Raw genomic sequence first — 21,459 nt, 5'->3', positions numbered from 1 at the left:
GAAGAATTTCGATGAACCCGCCCCTTTTGTTGTTAGGATTGTTTACACAAAAAAGAGAAGAAGGGCAAAAAAATTGCCAGGTGGCGCTAGCACCCTGGCACAAGTCAATGAGAAAAACGCCAAAGCTGACATGTGAGCGAGTATGTACCGCTCTCAAAATGAAACATACTCTTAAAAGAGATTCATGTATCTTTCATACAAGGGCATTCAAACGATTTTAAAATAGTCGGTCAACAAACTGGAATAGCTATCATCCTAACTTTATGAGCACAGAAAACAAGTTTTCCTTTTAACTACCCCGGTATGTTTGATAGCCCCAAGGCGACACAAGTAGCGGTACATGGTAATGTTCCTGGGGCGAAGAAAGGACGAACCTTACAGGCACGGTGCTTAAAAACGTCTCTACTTCTCGTTTGGCATAATATTCTCCGATATGAAACACGAGTTGGTACTCGCCAGGGAGCGGCTCGACGGTGAGAAATGGAGAATCGATTCGTCCATCCGCATTGGTTGCTGCTGTTGCTATTGCTTTCCACTCTCCTTTCTGGAGACGATAAAGGGCGACAGTCACTCCTCGGGCAGGAACGCCGTGGCCAATGTCTAAAACGTGAGTGGTTAAGCCGCTCATAATCGCGCTGTTTCGGTTCTAGTAAACGTGGTTTGAGGGCCGAGATCTGCTTTTGTAACGGAAAACCGTTGAAAGCCAAATGGCAAGCGCGGCTCCGTATACACTTTCCCTTCTGTTTCGGGAATGTCTTCCACAACTGTGTCCCAAGTTCGGTTTTGCGATTCAAACGTCACTTCTTGCAGCTGAGGAAATCGTTTTAACATGCGGCAGCCGATTTGGTAAATCAAGTGTTGAATCGAGGGGGAGGCCAGTTCATGAAAAACAGAAGAAGCGAGATCGGCAACTTGTTCTCCAGCTACATAACGGGCAGGCTCCTCCCCTAGCGCATCGTCGTCTGTTTCGTAAGACCAGCCAATGTTCAAGTAAATGAAAAGCGGTCGATTGGAATCTTCGGGCAACGTTGTATATTGATCGCGAATAAAGCCGACAAATGAATTGTCCTTCACTTTAACAAGCTGCAAGTCAAGAAGTCTGCTATTCTGGCTGTTGATTTGCCAGCCGTTTCCTTCGCGAACGAGCTCAATCGACGCTTCGTTTCGTTCATTGCGCGAGTGCTTATAAACGAGTGAACTTGTGCTTGATTCTTCGCCATTTGCATACGTAGTATTTTCAAAAGGCACGGCTTCGCCTGTTAGCTTGACCCAGTCTATGTGGCTGTAAGTCGTTAGAAAAGCCTCCCCGACATAACGGATAAAGCCCTCAATGGTCCGTCCTGAAAAAGTCGCTAAATGCCGTTGGATAAAATTTTTCATAGAATCGGTTGCGACAACCATTTGATTGTCCCCATCTGTAAAAGACGACAGAAAAGCGTTTCCCCCGACCTCAACTGTGACATTGATGCCAAAAACAGTGTTATCCCGAACAGTAAATGCCGATTCAGGGATCGGCTGAAGCCCGCTTAACGGTTCCATAAACGTTCGGTAGGCAAACACATTCCCTTTTCCATAAGACATTGTCCGTTTATTTTCCACTTCTACACCAACCCTTTCTGTTGTTTGATGAACGCTTCTAAGCGATACCACGCGATTTGATAAATTTCAGCAAGCGCCCGGTTAAATTCAGCCTCTTTCGTGCTGTTAATCCGTTCAGCCAAGGAGTCGTATAGTTGCTGTGTTGTTTTTCCCTTCACCGCTTCCACAAAAGGAAAACCGAAACGCTTGTCATAAACATCGTTTAATTCGGAAAAGGCGAGTGCTTCCCTCTTGCTAAGAACGTCCAAACCTGCGTCTTGCTGCTCTGCTGCCGAAGAAGCGCCTACCTTTTCGCTCGCCGCTAGCCTGGGGTGGGCTTGGATTAAACTTAATTGGTCTTCATAAGTAGCTTCTTCTACCACCATCACCATTTCCCGATGAAGATCACAAATGGAGGCAAACGGCCGTCTAGCCCACGCCTCCTTAGGAATCCAAGGCGAGTGTTCAAAAAGGTGGCCAAGCATACTTGTAAAACGGGCGCAATCGGCCTGATTGAGCTCTTCCAACGTCGTCACGAGTGCCTCTCCTCTTTTCTCTAATGAATTCCTTCAAATCGTACGAAAAAGGCGGTCTGCTGTCATTAGGCGAAATAACCAAATCATCGATCAACGCTTGGCTGTTCTAACAAGTCGCTTTGTTCGGAAAGCATTTGCTGGATGCGAAGGGCTAAGCGTAAATGCAACGTCGTTTCTGGATCTTTGATGTCTTTTCCGAGCAATTCTTCAATTTTTTCAAGACGGTAAATGATCGTATTGCGATGGACATAAAGACGCTTCGCTGTTTCAGAAATCTGACAATGCGTTTCCAAATAAACAGCGAGCGTCTGTAGTAAACTTAAATCGTTTACTTGCGCATCTGATAGCTTTTGCAACATATAAGCGCAAAACTCAGCAAGGTCTTCATTTGGAATCATCCGCAACAGCTTTGAAATGTCTTTTGCTTGGTATGTTTGCACAAATTGTTTGTTTCCTGACAGGTGGCCGGAGTTTAATGCATTAATGGCTTCACCGTGAGCTTCGATCACATCCCAAAATTCATGGCATACATTGCTGACGCCAAACGAAATCGTCCGGTCAAAATGGGCCGCTACCCGTTCTTGGATAATTTCCAAGGCGATCAATGTCGGCGAGTATTCTTCGCTTGCCAGTTCTTCCGATTCCCCTTCCACTAAAATGAGGCAGATGTCATTCATGATAAACAAATGAGATACAAACGGAAAAATAGTCAACTCTTCTTCAATAAAATCAAACACTTTTTCGATTTCAATTTGCCTTTGTTTAAAGCCAAGTTGTTTTTCTTCCGTATCGAGTCGTCCGGCAATACATTTGTATTTTTGGTCATTGTGCAAGTCGAATTCCAGTGCTCGATTTAGCGTCTCCTTTTTAGACGAATACGCTTTCTTTATGAAGTTCAAAAAGAAGTCATTTTTTGCCCTTCTTGTATATTGTTGCAATGCGTTGTTTTTCATTAACTCAAAAGCTACGACATTGGCCGCTTGTTCAATTGTTAACAGATGACCGTTTTCGAGTGCTGGTATATGGCCAAACATAACGAGCATCGCCTGCTTTGGTCTATTCGTTCTTACAGGAAACACTGTCAACACTTCCACTTGTCCTTTTTCCGATATCATAGAAAGGTGTGTATAGGCGGTTTGTGGTAAAAACAACTGATACCCCATCCGGTTTAAATATTGGAGGCCCGATACAATTGTCCTCGATGCGTGCGTCGTACCGACAAGTTGGCAACGTTCATCAAGAAGCATGATAGAGCAGCCAACGATTTTTGCTACATTTTCTAACAGTTCACCAACCCCTTTTCCACTAACGATATGGTCAGAGAACGTTTGATGGGCTTCAATTGCCGCTTTTAGTTCATTGGTGCGCAAATCAAGAATCGCGCTTAACGTTTGATTCACAATTGTCCCTAGCCCTATTTCTTCCGACAGTTCAATAACAGGCAACCCATGGGCATTGGCAATGGCCACCGCTTCTTCAGGTATTTTTCCGAGAAAGCGCTTCGCTTTTATCCCCAAACCGGCGCAACGTTTTTCGGCCATCGTTTCAATTAGTTCAACTAATTGGCTTGCGTCATCTTTAAAATGGTAAGCCGTCGTTACAAGCAAATCGTTGCCCTTTAAATAGCCAGCTATATCAGGGGCATCCATCATATTGACATGTTCAATACTGCGCTCTGCCCCCGCTTTTCCTGCCACGAGCCGCGCGCCAGAAAAGGCAGGCAGCGTTAATAATTGGGAAATGTTCAACTGAATCTCCTCCTCTACCGTTTCAATTAGTTAGGCAAATTGCACAAATTTCGCCGTAAAAAATAATAGATTTGCCAATGATTTATCGTAAGCTTACCAGTAAAATCAGTCACACACAGAAGTATTCGGAACATTTCTGACATAAAAAATAAAGCGAGGGGTACGATTTGCGATGATCAACAGCTTGGAAACAGAGCAAGCTAGCGCCTATATTCACTATCTTGCTCGCTTTGGCAAAACGAGCGACGGCGGGAATACACGCCTTCTTTATACACCAACCTGGCTGGAAGCCCAACAGGCCGTTTTCTCTTTATTTCAAGCAAAGGGGCTCGATGCTTTCTTTGACGATGTCGGCAATGCTTATGGGCGGATCGAAGGAACGCTTGCTTCGCAAGCCTCAATCGTCACTGGCTCCCATATTGACACGGTTTCCAGCGGCGGCAAATTTGATGGAGCTTATGGCATTATCGGCAGCTTGCTTGCTGTCTCACGCCTTGTGTCCCGCTATGGCCGCCCTAAAAAAACGATTGATGTCGTCTCTCTTTGCGAGGAAGAAGGCAGCCGTTTCCCCCTTGCTTTTTGGGGGTCCGGCAGTATTACAGGACGCTATGAGCAAGCGGACATAGATGCACTCCTTGACGCATCAGGCATTAGTTTAGGCGAGGCAATGCGCGCAAACGGATTTGGCCAGGGCCATTATCAAGCGCCCCGCCGCACAGACATAGACTGTTTCATTGAATTGCATATTGAACAAGGGCAAGTGTTGGAACATAGCGGCAACAAAATTGGCATTGCCAAGGCTATTGTCGGTCAAAGGCGTTTCACGGTAACGGTGGAAGGCGCTGCCAACCATGCTGGCACAACGCCGATGCACATGCGCAAAGATGCGATGGAACTAGCTTCGCGCTTAATTACCCGCTTAGTAGACAAAGCAAGGAAAATCGACGAGGCGTTTGTCGCCACCGTTGGGCAAATTGAAGCCTTCCCAAATACAGCCAATGTCATCCCTGGCAAAGTGAGCTTTTCTCTTGATATCCGCCACCATTCCACGAACATGCTCGATCGCTACTGTGAGGAAATGGAGACGTTCTTCCATGAACAAGAGCAAGCGAGCCAGTTAGGCATCTCTGTGGACCAGTGGGCAGACGTCGCTCCAGTAGCGATGGACGCAGACCTTACAGCAATGGCATTCCAGTCTGCGCAAAAAACAGGGCTTCCAGTCCAATACATGTACAGCGGCGCCGGGCATGATACGCAAATTTTCGGCAGTTGCTGCCCAACGGCACTGTTGTTTGTCCCTAGCAAAGGCGGCATTAGCCACTCCCCATTGGAGTTTACAGCCGATGAAGATTTGGAAGCTGGCGTATCTGCACTTGCCGCCCTTTTGTATAAGCTTGCCTATTAGTTTAAAGCTGCAAAATGTTTTTGAAGGAGAATTGCAATGGATACGTACCTTTCAGCAAAGCGGACGATTATGACGCCAGGGCCGGTAGAAGTCGACCCCCGTGTCTTGCAGGCAATGAGCATGCCGATTCTAGGGCAATTTGACCCTGCTTTTACGAACATCATGAACCAGACGATGGACCAACTGCGCAAGTTGTTCCAAACAGAAAACGAGTGGGCCTATCCCGTTGACGGGACGTCACGTTCAGGGATTGAGGCTGTTCTCGCCAGTTTAATTGAACGAGGAGACCGTGTGCTTGTGCCGATTTACGGGCGTTTCGGCCATTTGCTTGTAGAAATTTGCGAACGTTACGGGGCCGATGTCCACAAAATCGAATGTACGTGGGGCACTGTGTTTAGCGAAGAAGAAGTAATCAACCACATCCACGCAATCAAGCCTAACATTGTCGCGTGTGTCCATGGGGAAACGTCAACTGGATGCATGCAACCACTCGCTCAAATCGGCAAAGCTTGCCGTGAACAAGGTTGCCTGTTTGTTGTTGATGCGGTTGCTACGATTGGGGGAACCGACGTTTTAGTCGATGAATGGCACATTGATGCCGCTATCGGCGGCACGCAAAAATGCTTGTCCGTCCCGGCTGGCATGGCACCGATTACGTACAATCAACGAGTGGAAGAAGTGATTGCCCGCCGCAAAAAAGTCGAACAAGGAATTGCAACCAAAGACGACTTGGACGAACCACTGCGAGGGACAGTTGTCGCCAGCAACTATTTTGACCTTGGCATGCTGCAGGATTACTGGAGTCCAAGGCGTTTGAACCACCATACGGAAGCAACCTCCATGGTGTATGCTCTCCATAAAGGGTTAGCGATTCTTCTGGAAGAAGGGCTCCCCCACCGGTTTGCGCGACACGCCTACCATGAAAAAGCGCTTATTGCCGGTCTAACAGCAATGGGGCTTGAGTTATTTGTCTCCCATCAGCACAAATTGCCAATGGTGACGTGCGTGTGCGTACCTGTTGGGCTTGACGCTGATCGCGTGCGTGCCTTTATGTTGCACCATTTTGGCGTAGAGATCGCTAGCTCTTTCGGACCGCTCCATGGGAAAATCTGGCGGATTGGCACAATGGGCTATAGCTGTCGCAAGGAAAACATTTTGTTTGTGCTCGCAGCACTTGAGGCAGCGCTTCTCCATTACGGTACAAAGATTGAAACCGGTAAAGCCGTCCAAGCGGCGCTTTCCTACTACGAACAAACAGAAAAGTCCGCAATGGCCTAAACAGCGAGTTGGCCAAGGCGCTGTCAGCCGCTTGGCACCCGTATGGGGAGAGCGAATTCACCATTTGACCGAGCTCCTCTCTGCAAAGACGATGCCGAATAAATCGAAAAGCTTGCGAAAAACAGGCGCCAACCCGATGTGTAACCGGGCTGCGCCTGTTTTTTCGAGTGGGTAAAACGACTAAATACGACTGTCGCAACCGCCTCCCTGTCGTTCAGAAAGCGCGATCTCTTTCTATTCGAGCAGCCTTTTCGCGCTACTGTTCGGCCCTTCGACATCACTCTCCTGCTTTCCTTTTGCCGCTTTCCGCACGGCTCGGATAATACCGGCGTAGCCAGTACAACGGCATAAATTGCCTGACAATGCTTCGGCCATTTCCTCATCACTCGGGGCCTGGTTTTCATTCAGCAACGCTTTAGCAGCGACCACCATCCCTGGGGTGCAATAGCCGCATTGGAAGCCACCTTCTTCTAAAAATGCTTGCTGCATAGGGTCAACCCCGTTTTCGGCAGAAGCGGTAATTCCTTCAATCGTTTGCAACTCGACATTCGTTGCTTGGAACGCCATGAGCAAACAGCTATTGACCACTTTTCCATCCATAAGCACGGCGCAGGCACCGCAACGGCCAATGCCGCATGACACTTTTGTGCCAGTCAAGCCTAGTTCCTCTCTCAACACATCAGCCAGCCTCACGCTAGCGTATGTTTCCACTTGCCTCGTCTGGCCATTGATTTGAAAGGTCAGGCTTACTTTTCGGTTGTTAGCACGTGTGAATGCCATGAATCCTCCTCCCTCTCTTCCATCGCTTCCAGCAAACGTTCTGGCGAAACCGGCAACTTCGCCACCCAACAGCCGCAAGCTTGATGGATTGCTTTAGCGATGGCCGGTGCAACGGCAACGGTGCCAATTTCGCCTACGCCTCTTGGCCCATAGCAATCCCCTTGCTCTAATGTCTCAATGGCTTCTGTTTCCATGTCAAACGGCACATCTTTTATGCTAGGAATCATGTACGTATCAAAATTTTCAGTCGCATACTTGCCTTGTTCCATGATCGCTTCTTCCATCAAGGCATAGCCGAGCGCCATTACGCCGCCGCCTTCGATTTGCCCCCTATAGCCGAGTTCATTTACGACAGGGCCTGCGGCAACGGCCTGTTTTAAATCGAGTACTTGGACTCGGCCGGTGATCCGATCGACTTCTACTTTTGCTTTTACAGCGGCAAACGTGTACAAGTAGTGGCCGCCTTCTGTAGGATCAGGAGAAGTTGGAAAATCAAACGATGTTTCTAAACAGAGAGGCATTTCACTAAAGCGGGCCAGGCTTTTATAGTCGATAACCAATGTCCCCTGTTCGTAAACGCCACCCGCACCGAGTTGCAACCGCTTTTCCTCTATTCCCGTTGCCCGCATCGCCTGGTCCAGCAACGCCTTTATAAAAGGCTCTTTCAATCGTTCGATTGCGGTCCATACCATGCTCGTGCCCCGAGAAGCTGTCGTCGAGCCTGTGGGCGGCACACGGCCTGTGTCACCAATTTGGATGTCGAGATCGCTCCGCCCGCACTGAAACGCTTTAAGCATCATCGTTTCAATCACTGTTAAAATTCCTTGGCCGGCTTCTTCAAAACCAAAGGCAGCCTCAATTTTTCCTTCTTTTGTCAAGCAAAGCCGACCTCCACCGCGATCAAGACGTCCGTACCCTAACCCACCGCCGTGCATTGTTAACGCAAAGCCTGTGCCGACTCGTTTACGAGACGATGTCGTATGTTCCCTCATCGTTGTTTCTGCAAGTCGCTCCAACACAAGGCGTGCGCCATCGGTCGGAACAATTCGCTGCTCTAAAGGGCCTAAATCATCGGCACGCCGCAAATTACGGCGCCGCAGTTCTACCGGGCACATTCCGAGCTTGTCAGCAAGGCGGTCCATTTGTCCTTCAAGGGCAAACGTCATTTGGTTGCCGCCAAAACCACGGAATTCACCAGCATTGGCGTTGTTCGTAAACACCGACTTTCCATTAACGAGGACATGTGGAATCCGGTAAGGGCCAACCGCATGCTCTACGGCGAAATCAAGAATGGCTGGCCCCAGTGTCGTGTAAGGGCCAGTATCGGCAATGATTTCCACGTGATGGGCAGTAAGGCAGCCCATTTGGTCGGCGCCCGTGCGCACAGTGATCTTCATCGGATGGCGTTTGAGCCCTGCTCGCACTGATTCCATTCGCGTGTGGTGAATTTTAACTGGCCTCCCTGTTTTTAAGGCGAGTAAAGCTGCGTAAGGTTGGAGATTGAGCTCATCTTTGCCACCAAAGGACCCGCCCATCGGACTTGAGACAATGCGAATCTGTTGTTCTGGTATACCTAAAATCCGTGCTAGTTGAAAGCGATCTTTAAACCCATGCTGTGTTCCCATATATACGGTTATACCCCCGTCCGCTTCCGGAACGACTGTCCCTCCTTCCGTTTCCATATAGGCATGCATTTGCCTCGGCAATTCATACGTTTCCTCAACAATCGCCGCCGCAGCCGCGAACCCTTGGCCAATGTCGCCTTTTTGATGATGGGCAACATGGAGAATGTTGCCTTCTGGATGGAGCTTGATTGCTTGCGGTTCTAACGCTTTCTCAGGAGAGTCAAGTACAGGGAGTTCTTCATACTCCACTTCAATTAACACCAACGCTGCTTTTGCTACTTCCACCGATACAGCAGCGACAGCGGCCACCGCGTCACCTACATAACGGACATGCGTATCACAAAAAACGGGATGGTCTGGAACAATGATGCCATAGCCATTGACCGCAGGCACATCCGCATAAGTGAGTACCGCTTTGACTCCCGGCAACTGTTTGGCTTTCTCCGTATGGATGGAGAGAATGCGCGCATGGGGGTAGGGACTGCGCAAAATTTTGCCATACAACGTGTCCCTAAACGTTAGGTCGGTTAAATAGTGGAGCGAACCAGTGACTTTGGGAATGCCATCATAACGAATCGTTCGTTTTTCCATCTCCTCTTCCCCCTCTCAAGCCATCGACGAACGAGACAATCTGGTTTGCGAGCACCATCCGCAAATACGTTTCCGTCGCAAAGGGCGTGCCAACAAGTGTGCCCGTTTGCTTAATAAACTGGTAGACGTCGGCAAGCAACTCATTCGTAAGTGGCTTCCCGATAAGGCGCTGTTCTATCTCAAGCAGTCGGTGCGGCACCATTTCTCCGCCACCGACGGCTAACTTCAGTTCTTTAATGGTTTGATCGTTATCAAGGACTGCAACGCCAGCAACCGTCACTAATGATGCCGTAAATGTTTCACGGCGCCCGACCTTTTCATATAGCCAGAAACGTTGCGTCATGTCTGGCCATTTGCCAATCTCCACTTCTGTTAAAAGGGCGTTTGGCTTTTGCTGAAGCCATTCCGACAATGGCATCGTCGCCAATCCATCGTGATATAAAACGACGTTCGCTTCCAGCACAAGCAGCGCTGGAATGGAATCGCCTTTGCCGTATACGATGTTGCCCCCAAGTGTAGCGCGATTTCGCACCGCAGGAGCGCCAATAGAAGCAAGCGCCTGCACTAGCAGGGGCTGTTCTTGTGCGACCATCTTGCTATTCAAACATTCGGCTAGCGTCGCAAAAGCACCAATATAGATAGCGGTATCGGTCTCTATCATTGTTTTCAAACGACGGATTTGCTCTAAAGAAACAAAGCGGTTGCCCATGTCAAATCCTTGTTCCCTCCGCATTTGTACAATCGTTCCACCCGCGACGAAGGTCGAGCCTGGCTTTTGCGCCTCCGCCCATGCTTGCTCGACTGTCGTTGGCATAGACACAGGCGGATACTGGTTCATTTCCACTTCTGCAAATGGCGGCAAGCCCATTGATAATCCTCCTTTGTATCAATATCGAAAAACGCAGACGCAACAGCAACAGGGACAGCCAGGCTGCTTTTGTCCTTGCGCAAAACCGCCCTTGCACCTTCGTCGCCAGCAAGGGCATGCAGCTTTACAAACAGCGACTGGCGAAATAACGCTGGCGGCCTTTGTTTGCCTTTATAGCAGGCGGAGACTGACGTGGCATCGGGCCTCCTCTTTGCTGTAGCCAACACGCTTTTTATGACAGACGCAGGCAAAAACGGCTGGTCGGCGAGAAGGATCAGCACAGCAGAAGCGCCTAGGGCACCAGCTACTTCAAGTCCACATTTCAATGATTCCGCTTGGCCTTCTGCCGCTTTTCGGCAGCAGACGAGCATGATACGGCGATCAGCGAGCAGTTTCGGGTCGAGCCAGCTTGTATGCCCGTATTTTTCGCCGATAACGACGACGATTTTAGCGACATCTGTGCCAAGTGCCGTTTTTAAACTGGCGCTGCCGACAGTAGTTTCCAAAAGGGGCAGCGCTAGTTTGTTTTCGCCCATTCGTGCACTTTGGCCAGCAGCAAGGCAGATGGCGACCGTCTTCATGTTAGCGCCTGTATCCGTTGTTCTGCTTTTACCATTTGGATCAATTCGGCGACAACGCTAACCGCAATTTCTTCAGGCCCTTCCGCTCGGATTGGCAAGCCGACCGGTGTGCGGATTCCCTCTGGCACGTGAGCGGTTGCTAGCAAACGAGCCGTACGTGCTTTTGAACCAAGGATGCCGAAATAGGCAAGATGGACATCAAGCAAGTGGGATACAATTTCTTGATCCCGTTGAAAGTGGTGGGTCATAAGCAGGACGGCATCGTCTTGTTTAAAAGAAAGCGTTGGAATGACTTCATGAGGAAAACCGATGATACGTTTATCAGCATCAGGAAAATGAGTTTTTGTACAGAGAGCGGGGCGCCAATCGACCACATGGACGCTGAAGCCGACTTTGGCAGCAAACTGCACGAGCGGCTTGGCGTCAGCCTGGGCGCCAAACACAAACAGCCTTGGCTTTGGCCGTATCACTTGGAGGTATAGGTTTTTCGTTAAGTTAGTGCTGTAAATAACGCCGCTTTTTTCAACCCCTGCCAACTGTGGGTTCTCCCCATTCCAAACGCCAAACATTTCCCCAGACTCTGTCTGGCAAAGATATTGGCTTACATCCTCGCTGCGGATAAGCGCTACCGTTTGCCCTCTCGCTAGAGCCTGCCCTGTTTTACGCAGGAATGAAAGCAACGTATCGTTCACCGGCTGCAATAGCACATCAACAACACCATTGCAGCCACTGCCGTCTAGTCCCCAGGAAGCATCGTCAAGGGCGCGCATATTATAGCGCTCAACCATAGGCCCTTGCGCCCAGACAGAGGCAAAGCGGGCGCTAATATCCTCCTCTAGGCAGCCGGCGCTTAAAAGACCGGTTCTAGTGCCGTCTTCCTCCACTAGCATCGTTGTCCCTTCTTTGCGGTAAGCAGAGCCATCAACAGCGATAATCGTTGCCAGCATTGTTCGTTGGTTCGTCTTATCTAGCCGACTGATGATGTCATGCATATTTTCCATTTATCTGCACCCCCTTCACTGTACGAAAAAGAGAAGACCGGCGAACAACACCGCCACCATCCCCCCTTTTTTGGATTCTGATTCCAATCAGTTTAACCATTCACGGCCTATTTGCAAATGGAGTTGTTAGATCTTCTCCCCGTCTAATCTAGTGCTGCAAAAACTCAGTCGTGAAAACTTCATTTGGATCGACTGTTTCCTGCAATTGACCGATTTCGACGAGCTGGTGGATCAAATCTCCCCAACGTTCTTCTGTCATAAACCCGACTCCATTCTCCTTTGCATCGCCCCCAAAGACAAATTCGAATTGCGTTTCTGCTTCATACGCAAGTTCTTCTAAAGCGATGTTTTCGTTCGCCTCATGGATGACTTCGTTCACTTCCTCATCATGGTCCTTGTAATAGTCCCAGCCAGCCGTGTACGCTTCCATAAAGCGCTCAACCGTTTCCTTGTTGCTATCTAAATAGTCTTTAGTGACAAATAAAACGACATTATATGGATTGTAGCCAGCCTCTGAAATCAATAACGTCTCTGTGCCAATTCCTTCCCGTTCAAGAAAAAACGGTTCTGACGTTAAAAACGCTTGTGTCACCGCTTCTTCATTTTCAAGAAAATTAACATGTTGGCCATTGTAAGCAAGTTCGGTCACGTCGCTTAAGTCATATTGTGATTTTAAATAATCCCAATATGGAATCCCTGGCTCAATATAAGCGGTCCGACCGTTGATGTCGGCAAAGCTGTCCGTCCCATGCCCTTCATGGAACATGAGTGCTTGCGGGCTTTCCTGCAAGCTCGCCGCTAGCGCTACTAGCTCAATGCCTTGGTTCCTTGCGATTAAGATTTGGTCAGCATGGGCTAAGCCAAACTCGGCTTGGCCTGCCGCCACCATTTGAATAGCCGAGACTTCAGGGCCACCTGGTTCAATGTCAACGTCAAGGCCGTTGTCTTCGTAATACGCTTGTGACTGAGCAGCAAAGAAACCGCCCATCTGCGCTTTTGGAAACCAGTTTAAGACTAGCTTCACTTCTTTTGGCCCATCTCCTGTCGCCTCACCGCCACAGCCGCTCAAAACCGCTGCCCCTAAAAGCGACAAAGCCAGCAACCGGTAACGTTTTTGTCGATTTTCCATGTTGATTTCCCTGCTTTCTTTAAAGGTCTTGTTTGATGGAAGATTCATGCCACGAACCAAGGACTACTTTCGACAAAAGGCTCATTGCCAAATAAAAACCTATGCCAAGAATAGCGCCGCAAATGGCCAGTGCAAAAATAAAGGACGTGTTCACTTGAATGGCTGCCACCGTTATCGCGTAGCCAATTCCTCCTTTCCCTCCGCCGACGCCAGCGACGTATTCGCCGACAATGGCGCCGACAATCGATAAAGTAGCAGAGATTTTCAAACCCGCCATCATAAACGGCAGTGCTGCCGGTACACGAAGCCTCCACATTTTCTGCCATTTTGACGCGTTATAAAGAGAAAATAGCTCGTCCATTTGCTTATTGACCGAATTAAGGCCCATGAGGGTATTTGAAACAATTGGAAAGAAACCAATTAAAAACGAGACAACGACAATCGCATTAAAACCAGCTCCAAACCAAATGACAATAATGGGGGCAATAGCTACCACAGGCAACGTCTGCAAAATAATTGCGTATGGGTAAATGCTGCGCTCAATCACTTTTGAGCTTGCCAGCAAGATCGAAATGCCTACGCCAATCACAGCACTAAGCAAAAAACCAATAGCAGAAACGACGACAGTGACGCTGACTGCCTCAGACAATAGTGGCCACTGACTCGCCGCAGAGGCGACAACGTCTGTCGGCTTTGGCAAAATATAGTGAGGGATGCCTAGCATAAGCGGAATCAGCTGCCAGGTAGAAACAAACACGATAAAGGCTATAATTGGACCTAAAAAATAGCGGGTAAAACGATTGCTTGCCAATTGAGGCTTTCGCTGCGGGGAGCGCTTAGAAACAACTGGCTTTTTTGCCTGCTGGATCGTCGTTGTTGGCATTAGGCTCCCTCCTTCTGTTTGTTCGAACCTTCTTCAAGTGCCTTACTCGCTTGTTCAACATAATCGTTATAGATTTCTGAGGTCCGATCTTCCAACCTCCGAGGGCTTGGCAAGTTGACATCAATCACTTCTGTAAGCCGTCCTGGGCTGCTTGAAAGCACAGCTATTTTCGTAGACAAAAAGACAGCTTCAAACACATTGTGTGTGACGAACAAAATCGTCGCGGCTTCTTTTTTCCAAATTTCCAATAACTCGACTTGCAATTTTTGCCTAGTGATTTCATCAAGAGCGGCAAATGGCTCATCCATCAATAACAATTTCGGTTTTGCTGCCAATGCCCGGGCAATCGATACACGCATTTGCATGCCGCCGGACAATTGCCGCGGATACGAATAAAGGTGTTTGGTTAGCCCGACCATCTCTAGCACGCGCTGTGCTTCGCTGCGCGCTTCTTTTTTACTCACGCCTTTCAGTTCAAGAGGCAACACGACGTTGTCAATGACTTTACGCCACGGCAGCAACGTTGGCTCTTGGAAAACAAAAGCGACGTTAGTGGTCTCTTTGATTGTTTGTTTTGGCGACTGGCCAAACACCGTTACTTCTCCATCCGTTGGTTCGGAAAGCCCTGCCGCCATCCGCAATGCTGTAGATTTTCCGCAACCGGACGGCCCTAAAAAAGTGACAAATTCTCCTTTTCTAATCTGGAGATTAAACGAATGTAAAGCAACCGTACCGTTATTGTACATTTTGCCAACTCGGTCAAAGGCAACTAGTTCTTTTTCTCGTCGATCCAAACAAAACGCCCCCTTTTGTTATGCAAGACTATGTCGCATTTGCTGTTGTTATAGGCAATAGTAGTGTTTTTACTGGCGTGCGTCATTGTTTAAATTAACTAAATAATCTATCGTTAACTATCATTTTGTTGGAAAAGGGGGGTATTTCGATGTCTAGTGTGGAACAATAAAACCGCACAGCGATCCTTTCATTGGCGTTTTTCGTGGAATCACCGATTCGTAGATCCTACCTAAAATGTGTAAGGTTTTTTCACAGATTAAATCAGCTTTTTCAGCATGGGGCAACGGCCGAACAGATCATTGTTGTTTGCACATCATCACGCAAACGCTTTCCATTTTGTTTCTTTTTATTTTCTCTTAAACGCTAGACCTAACTGTGAGAGTGCTGCACATCGGCATGAGCTATAGACTGATGGGTGCTGCAGCTTTTTTTAGAAAAAGCCCACGCTAGAGGAAGGTATCCGTCCGCGTGGGCTTTCCTTATTCAGCTAATACTTCTTCAAGCAAGCTAAAGTTCGTATATTGTTCAAACTCTGGCTGTTGGTTAATACTGTCCATATTCAATAAATGTTCGCCAATCACGTCGGAACCTTCTTTTAGGTCTTCAGTTACATCCATGGAATACTCGTTGCGCTCCATGATCTCGGCAATTTGTTCCCGTGGCAAATGCTGTATTGCTTCATCCATGATGTCTAACGCGCCTTCTCGATCTTCATTGATATATTCTGTTGCTCGCAAAAGAGCGCGCAAAAGGGCTTTGACGGTATTCGGGTTTTCCTCTAAAAACTCTTCTGTCACCTGGAACGTCGAATAATACTGCATCCAATCAACTTCCCCTTCTGCTCCAGGAAGTTCTGAAACGTTTCCGCTAAATAAAAACGTTGCTCCTTGTTCTACTCCTGTTGTAATCCACGGCTCCCAAGCTGCCATTAAATCAATGTTCCCATTGTCCAGCGCGGCAATTTGATCCGTAGGCGACATGTTAATAAAGTTCACCGTATCTAAATCAACACCAAGTTCATCAGCCATGTTTTGCAGGGCAATCGTTACGCCCGCCCCTTGGACCATCCCTATTGTCGCCCCTTCTAAATCTTTTGCACTGCCCACTTCAAAATCGGGGTGGGCAATCACCGCCTGTGTACCAGAAATATTCGCCATTGGAGCAACAATAACATTGTCTACATTGGAAGCCTTTAATGTAATATTCGTAATGGTTGTTTCAAAGCTTGCTTGCGCATCCCCGCTAGCAATTAGAGGGCCAATGTCTGGTCCGGATTGAACAATTTGATTTGTTACATTTAATCCTTCATCTTCAAAAAAACCCATTTTATCTGCAACAATCTGTTGTGCGGAGACTTGTGTATCGACAACGCCGTACAACGTTATATCTGTTGTTTCTAAGTCACTGGATTCATTTGTGCCCACACCAGCTGGTTCATTCCCATTCCCACAAGCACTTAATAGCGCTGCCGTTACGAGCGCTATGCCTGCACCATTGGATACCCGCTTTGCCTTTTTCAACATTCTCGATTCCCCCACTCTTCCATCACTCATTTACCTCGTTTTCGTTACTGCATCATTGATTTGTGTGCCTTGCTTCCACTTAAACAACCGCTTTTCCATTTGCCCGAGAATAAAAGCAAAGATCGAATAAAGCACACCAATTAAAGCTGCCGCCAAAAACATATTATCCATTTGAAAAAAGTTTCTCGAATCAATAATCAAATAGCCTAACCCTGAATACGAACCAATCATTTCAGCTACGACCATCGCTGAAAAAGAAATGGCCAATGTGACACGCATGCCTACGAATATTGGCGGTAGCGAGGCAGGCAAAATGACTTTTTTAAACACTTGCCATTGGTTCGCACCAAGCGATAGCGCCGAACGAATCAAAAGCGGATTGACATTGCGGATGCCGTCAACAGTATAAGCAATCATTGGAATAGCGGTTGCATATGTAATTAACGTCAATTTTGGCAGTTCTCCAACTCCCATCCAAATAATAAAAATCGGTAACAGCGCAAATGGAGGGATTGGGCCAACCATATTTAGGAATGGCTCGACTATATTTTGTACAAGCTTAAATTTTACAATCATAAAAGCGAGCATAACCGCAAGTACAACCCCAAGTGCAAAACCTAATAGCAACCGCCACGTGCTGGACCAGATATGAGTGAATAACACACCTTGGTTGTGGAGATGTAAGACTGCCTCAAGAACATTCACTGGCGTTGGCAAAAACGCCGGATTCATCCACTCCATTTGGACATTTAACATCCCTACAACTTGCCATAATAGAAAGAAACCAATAACCGTCATACCACGAAACAAACGATCTTGATCGAGCCAGTGCTTTCTTTTTGCGATGCCTTTATGATTCATGGTCGCTGACTGCATATTCGGACTTCCCATTGCTGACATCGATTCATCCTCCTAATGCCTTCAATTTCTGATTATCTGCCGACAACAAGGCTTGCATATCTTTGGCCATCCTTAAAAACGTGGTGCTTTCCTCATCTCTTGGCCGGCTTAATGGGACTTCAATATTCGCCTTAATCTCCCCATCTTTCATTACTAAAATTCGGTCAGCTAAATGGACAGCTTCTGAAATACTATGTGTAACAAAAAGAACCGTCGTCTGAAGCTGCATCCAAATCGATAACAACTCTTTTCTCATTGTCTCTCTTGTCAAAATATCAAGCGCTCCAAACGGTTCATCCATTAATAGAATACGGGGTTTATTCGCTAATGCCCGCGCAATCCCAACCCTTTGTTTCATCCCGCCTGACAGTTGGCTTGGGTATTGATCTGCACATTCTGCTAACCCGACAAGCACTAAATATTCGAAAGCCATTTCCAAAGCTTTAGCCTTAGGTTGTCCTCCCAAAATCGGTCCAAGTGCAATGTTTTCAATCACGGTATACCAAGGAAATAAAGCATGTTCTTGAAAAACCACGCCCCGTTCCTTACTCGGACCTTCAATTGGCTTTCCGTTTACTTCAATGATTCCCTCGTCTTGGCTAGAAAACCCTGCAATCAAATTAAGCAATGTCGACTTGCCGCAACCGCTATGGCCGAGTATGCACACAAATTCATTTTCTCCTGCACTAAAGCTTACGTTTTTTAAGACATGCTTTGTTGCTTCATTTGATTGGTACGATTTATTGACTTGTTTTATCACTAAACTCAACTAGATCCCCTCTTCCTTGTTCAGTTTATTTCGACTTTTCGCCTCGTTCCAATCTATTTTCATTTCTATGCACCAGCCGACAATAACGGAGTTGATTCAAATTGAATTATAACAACGCTATTTAAATAGTCATTGTTCATAACAGCTAATCTTTTAAGTGTTCCCTTGTTTAATACAACTAATTGATCTAAAGATTGCTGTCCCAACAGTGATAGGATATGTGAGAAAGAATGACAACTTTGTTGGTGTCTTCCGTGAGGGAAGGTGAAAAACAAGCAGCCAAAACGTTGAGCAAGTTGCTTGTTGTTAACGATCAGGATAAAGAAGCCTTTCCGTAAATAACAAGGGATCAGCCCGCCTGGTTACCAAGACGGGCTGATCCCTTTTTAGCCAACTTTAACTACCTACAATTTTTTCATAATATATAACAGATAAGGTGCGCCGATGATCGCAACGAGCAAACCAGACGGAATGTCTTTCGGATAAAGGACAAGCCTGCCTAGCAAATCAGCTGTCACAAGGAGAATGCCGCCTAGCAACATGGAAACAGGGACAACGAAACGGGTTTTGACGCCAACGATTCCCCTAGCAGCGTGTGGAGCAAGAAGGCCAATAAAACTAATCGCCCCTGCTACGGCCACCGCGGCTGCTCCAGCGCCAACGGCCAAAAGCAAGACGAGGACACGGACAAGCTGAATACGCAAGCCAAGCGTAACCGATACTTCTTGGTTTAAGGCGAGAACGTCAAGTTGACGGGAAAACGAGTAAGAAATAGGAACGAGCGCGATCAGCACGAAAGCGAGAAACCAGACATCCTGCCAATTCATCCCGTAGGTGCTTCCTGCTAACCAGAGAAGGACAGGTGCAACGCCGACTCCTGCCTTGACAGTTAAAATTTGAATGATGCCTGACCCCATCGCTGAGACGGCGACGCCCATTAACGCCAAAGAAATGGGTTCCCAATTCGATCGTTTCGTCGCTAACAGAATAATAGCGATCGCCAGTCCCGCGCCGGTGGCTGCCCCTACAGGCACCCAGGCAAACGATAGTGACGGAAACAGCACTATAACAGACAGGGCGCCGACGCCACCGCCAGAAGTAATTCCCAAAATCGACGGGTCGCCAAGTGGATTGCGGAGCACACTTTGCAGCAAAACGCCGCAAAGGGCTAACAACGAACCAACGAGAAAGGCAACAAGCACCCGCGGCCAACGGAACTGCACCGTGACTGTATCGAAAAGGGCTCCTGATACCATTTCCGGAAAACTGTAAAAGCTACCGCCGCCGAACGCAAGTGCACCGATCGCCACCACGAGCAAAGCTGCCACCATACTTGTAATCAACCAAGGAAACGACAGCTTGCTTCGATTCCCACGCAGCGTCTGATTCTGCCCTTTATAGCGTTTTCCTGTCCGGTAAGCTAAGTACATCAGCCACGGTCCGCCTATTAAAGCAGTGATCGCGCCAACAGGGATTTCACTTCCCGGCTGAATGAACCGAGCCAGTACATCTGCAGCGATGAGCAAAAAGGCGCCCCACACAAAGGCATGGATGAGCTGCTGCAGATGGCCGCGAATGCCGAGCATCCGGACAATGTGTGGCGCCATTAAGCCAATGAAGCCAATTGGTCCAGCGACGCTTACTGTCGCAGCCGCCAACATGATGGCCAACAGCCATCCAGCTGCTTTGATCCGCTGGATAGATGCACCTAGGCCAGCAGCAGCCTCTTCCCCTAAAAGCAATAAGTCAAATTGTTTTCCTAATAAAAGCAAAAGCAAGCCGGCACAAACGATGAACGGGAGTGCAAACCGGAATCCAGACCAGTCATTCTGGATCAATGTGCCTGCCCCCCACAAAAACAAGCCGTTTGTCTCTTGCTCAAACATAAGCTGCAACCCGCTCGTCACAGCCGCAAACAAAAGAGAGACAATCATCCCCGTCAGAGCAACGCGGACGGGATCCATTGCCCGTCCAGCAAGTGAGAAGACAAGAAGCGCTGCGAATGCAGAGCCGAGAAAAGACGCAATAAATGGGTACGAACTGTTTAAGCCTGGAAAAAAAACAGCTGCAGCTACGACCATAAAATAGGCACCAGCATTAATGCCAAGCGTCCCCGCCGAAGCAAGTGGGTTTTTCGTCAGCGTTTGCAGGACCAAGCCGGCCATTGCCAAAGCGCCGCCAGCCAATAAACCGACAGCGACCCTTGGCATGCGGATGCCAAAAACGACGCTTTGAATACGGTCATCTCCTTCCCATAAACCAAGCACAAGCTCCTTTAGTGTAAACGGTGCTTGTCCTTGCGTTAAATGAAGGCCGGAAATCACCAACAACAAAGAAAGGCCTATTATTAAAAGAAAAAAAGAATAAAAAACGCTCTTGCCTTGTTCATTCATGCTTACTGGTCTAATGCTTCAACGGTGCGGTCAATCAACGTCATTGCCGACAGAGGACCACCGTACGGCCACGTGTCACCGCCAAGGGCATAAACCCGGCCCTCCTTTACGAAATTCAAGTCATTCCATACTGCATTGTTTGCCAGCCCTTCCTCAAATAAGCCATCATCGTCTTGGACGATATGAAGGAAGTTTGCGTCCTCGACTGAAAGCAGCTCCTCTACCCCCGTCGTAGCGTACCCGTACAACTCAAAGCTTCCTGAATCATAGGCATTGTTTAAGCCAATCTTCTCTAAAATTGCTGGCGCCATTCCATTCGGATTGAATAAGCGGAACACAGGCGCTTGGTTATCGGTATAAGCCATCGTCAACACGAAATCTCTCGTCTCGAGATCCATAGACTCGATTTTTTCCTTGCCTTCTTCATATTTTTCATCGAGTTCAGCCAGTATGGCTTCCCCTTCCGCCTCTTTGTCTACCACTTTTGCCATTTCGCGGAATGTCGTTTCCATTTCTTCGTAATGGGTAATGCCTTTGCTTTCTTCAGGATAAGGATCAAAGATGAGCATTGGCGCAATGTCTTTCAGTTCCTCTTCAATGTTTTCAGAACGATAATTTGCTGATATAATGAGGTCCGGCTCTAATTGGGCAATAGCCTCCAAATTAGGCTCCGTCCGCAAGCCTACATCGACGACATCGTCTGAAAGCTCTTCGCGGACATCTACCCATTTATGGTAATTTTCGACGTCAGCCACTCCAACTGGCTGGACACCAAGGGCCAATAAATTTTCTACATACGTCCAGTCAAGGGCGACGACACGCTTAGCCGGTTCTGTAAACGTTTGCTCTCCTTGTGTGTCCGTAACCGTGATGGAACCTGTGTCACTATTGCCGTCTTTTGATGTATTTTCTTGTCCGTTCCCCTCGTTGCTGCTATTACATGCCGCTAATAACATAAACGCGCTGGCAGCGACAAATACATGCCTCTTTTTCATATCTATTCTGCTCCTTTTGTTGATAACAATTTTCATTCTCAATAACAATATAACGGCTTCGACAGAAATCGGCAAGCCTTT

The 21,459-nt window shown here is 47.8% G+C and carries 17 protein-coding genes and 1 pseudogene; 2 read left to right on the top strand and 16 right to left on the bottom strand.

The window, feature by feature from the left end; genetic code table 11:
* Window positions 1–289: 289 nt before the first annotated feature.
* The 3 genes and pseudogenes from uraH to BUC05_RS08050 form a co-directional block, all read right to left on the bottom strand.
* Window positions 290–628, bottom strand: a complete 339-nt coding sequence (gene uraH / locus BUC05_RS08065) for a hydroxyisourate hydrolase (RefSeq protein WP_011248570.1) — start codon at window positions 626–628, stop codon at window positions 290–292.
* Window positions 625–2,114 (bottom strand): annotated as a pseudogene (gene pucL, locus BUC05_RS08060) (factor-independent urate hydroxylase). Before pucL ends, uraH begins: the two are co-directional and overlap by 4 nt.
* An 83-nt stretch (window positions 2,115–2,197) precedes the next feature.
* On the bottom strand, window positions 2,198–3,862 hold the full coding sequence (locus tag BUC05_RS08050) for a PucR family transcriptional regulator (RefSeq protein WP_073304519.1): 1,665 nt from the start codon (window positions 3,860–3,862) through the stop codon (window positions 2,198–2,200).
* Between the two features lie 172 nt (window positions 3,863–4,034).
* Here BUC05_RS08050 and BUC05_RS08045 point away from each other — a divergent pair, with 172 nt between their 5' ends.
* Both BUC05_RS08045 and BUC05_RS08040 read left to right on the top strand, forming a co-directional pair.
* On the top strand, window positions 4,035–5,267 hold the full coding sequence (locus BUC05_RS08045; protein WP_073304516.1) for a Zn-dependent hydrolase: 1,233 nt from the start codon (window positions 4,035–4,037) through the stop codon (window positions 5,265–5,267).
* Between the two features lie 36 nt (window positions 5,268–5,303).
* A complete protein-coding gene (locus BUC05_RS08040) occupies window positions 5,304–6,545 on the top strand; it encodes a pyridoxal-phosphate-dependent aminotransferase family protein (RefSeq protein ID WP_035206189.1) in 1,242 nt (413 codons plus the stop codon).
* Between the two features lie 234 nt (window positions 6,546–6,779).
* Here BUC05_RS08040 and pucE read toward each other — a convergent pair whose 3' ends face one another.
* The 13 genes from pucE to BUC05_RS07975 form a co-directional block, all read right to left on the bottom strand.
* Complete coding sequence (gene pucE, locus BUC05_RS08035; RefSeq protein ID WP_035206188.1) at window positions 6,780–7,325, bottom strand: xanthine dehydrogenase subunit E; 546 nt, start codon at window positions 7,323–7,325, stop codon at window positions 6,780–6,782.
* A complete protein-coding gene (pucD, locus tag BUC05_RS08030; protein WP_073304514.1) occupies window positions 7,292–9,541 on the bottom strand; it encodes a xanthine dehydrogenase subunit D in 2,250 nt (749 codons plus the stop codon). The genes pucE and pucD overlap by 34 nt, the downstream gene beginning before the upstream one ends.
* Window positions 9,516–10,409 carry a xanthine dehydrogenase subunit C gene (gene pucC, locus BUC05_RS08025; RefSeq protein ID WP_073304512.1) on the bottom strand — a complete coding sequence of 298 codons (894 nt, stop codon included), beginning with the start codon at window positions 10,407–10,409 and terminating at the stop codon, window positions 9,516–9,518. The genes pucD and pucC overlap by 26 nt, the downstream gene beginning before the upstream one ends.
* Window positions 10,376–10,990: a xanthine dehydrogenase accessory protein PucB gene (pucB, locus tag BUC05_RS08020; protein ID WP_073304510.1), complete on the bottom strand. Its 615-nt coding sequence runs from the start codon at window positions 10,988–10,990 to the stop codon at window positions 10,376–10,378. Before pucB ends, pucC begins: the two co-directional genes overlap by 34 nt.
* Complete coding sequence (locus tag BUC05_RS08015; RefSeq protein ID WP_073304508.1) at window positions 10,987–11,991, bottom strand: XdhC family protein; 1,005 nt, start codon at window positions 11,989–11,991, stop codon at window positions 10,987–10,989. The genes pucB and BUC05_RS08015 overlap by 4 nt, the downstream gene beginning before the upstream one ends.
* A 148-nt stretch (window positions 11,992–12,139) precedes the next feature.
* Window positions 12,140–13,120: an ABC transporter substrate-binding protein gene (locus tag BUC05_RS08010; RefSeq protein ID WP_035206180.1), complete on the bottom strand. Its 981-nt coding sequence runs from the start codon at window positions 13,118–13,120 to the stop codon at window positions 12,140–12,142.
* Window positions 13,121–13,139: 19 nt separating this feature from the next.
* Window positions 13,140–14,003: an ABC transporter permease gene (locus BUC05_RS08005; RefSeq protein ID WP_035206179.1), complete on the bottom strand. Its 864-nt coding sequence runs from the start codon at window positions 14,001–14,003 to the stop codon at window positions 13,140–13,142.
* Complete coding sequence (locus tag BUC05_RS08000; protein ID WP_035206178.1) at window positions 14,003–14,797, bottom strand: ABC transporter ATP-binding protein; 795 nt, start codon at window positions 14,795–14,797, stop codon at window positions 14,003–14,005. The genes BUC05_RS08005 and BUC05_RS08000 overlap by 1 nt, the downstream gene beginning before the upstream one ends.
* Window positions 14,798–15,277: 480 nt before the next feature.
* Complete coding sequence (locus BUC05_RS07995) at window positions 15,278–16,321, bottom strand: ABC transporter substrate-binding protein (protein WP_035206176.1); 1,044 nt, start codon at window positions 16,319–16,321, stop codon at window positions 15,278–15,280.
* Window positions 16,322–16,351: 30 nt separating this feature from the next.
* Window positions 16,352–17,221 carry an ABC transporter permease gene (locus BUC05_RS07990; RefSeq protein ID WP_035206175.1) on the bottom strand — a complete coding sequence of 290 codons (870 nt, stop codon included), beginning with the start codon at window positions 17,219–17,221 and terminating at the stop codon, window positions 16,352–16,354.
* Window positions 17,222–17,225: 4 nt separating this feature from the next.
* Window positions 17,226–17,990: an ABC transporter ATP-binding protein gene (locus tag BUC05_RS07985; RefSeq protein ID WP_035206174.1), complete on the bottom strand. Its 765-nt coding sequence runs from the start codon at window positions 17,988–17,990 to the stop codon at window positions 17,226–17,228.
* A 404-nt stretch (window positions 17,991–18,394) separates the two neighbouring features.
* Window positions 18,395–20,383: a Fe(3+)-hydroxamate ABC transporter permease FhuB gene (gene fhuB / locus BUC05_RS07980; protein ID WP_035206172.1), complete on the bottom strand. Its 1,989-nt coding sequence runs from the start codon at window positions 20,381–20,383 to the stop codon at window positions 18,395–18,397.
* Window positions 20,384–20,385: 2 nt separating this feature from the next.
* Window positions 20,386–21,378, bottom strand: a complete 993-nt coding sequence (locus BUC05_RS07975; RefSeq protein WP_011248588.1) for an ABC transporter substrate-binding protein — start codon at window positions 21,376–21,378, stop codon at window positions 20,386–20,388.
* Window positions 21,379–21,459 lie beyond the last annotated feature (81 nt).

The sequence above is a fragment of the Shouchella rhizosphaerae genome, from assembly GCF_900142675.1.
GTDB lineage: Bacteria > Bacillota > Bacilli > Bacillales > Bacillaceae_D > Shouchella > Shouchella rhizosphaerae.
Note: the sequence above shows the minus strand (reverse complement) of the source record. Positions and strands in the feature narration are given on the sequence as shown.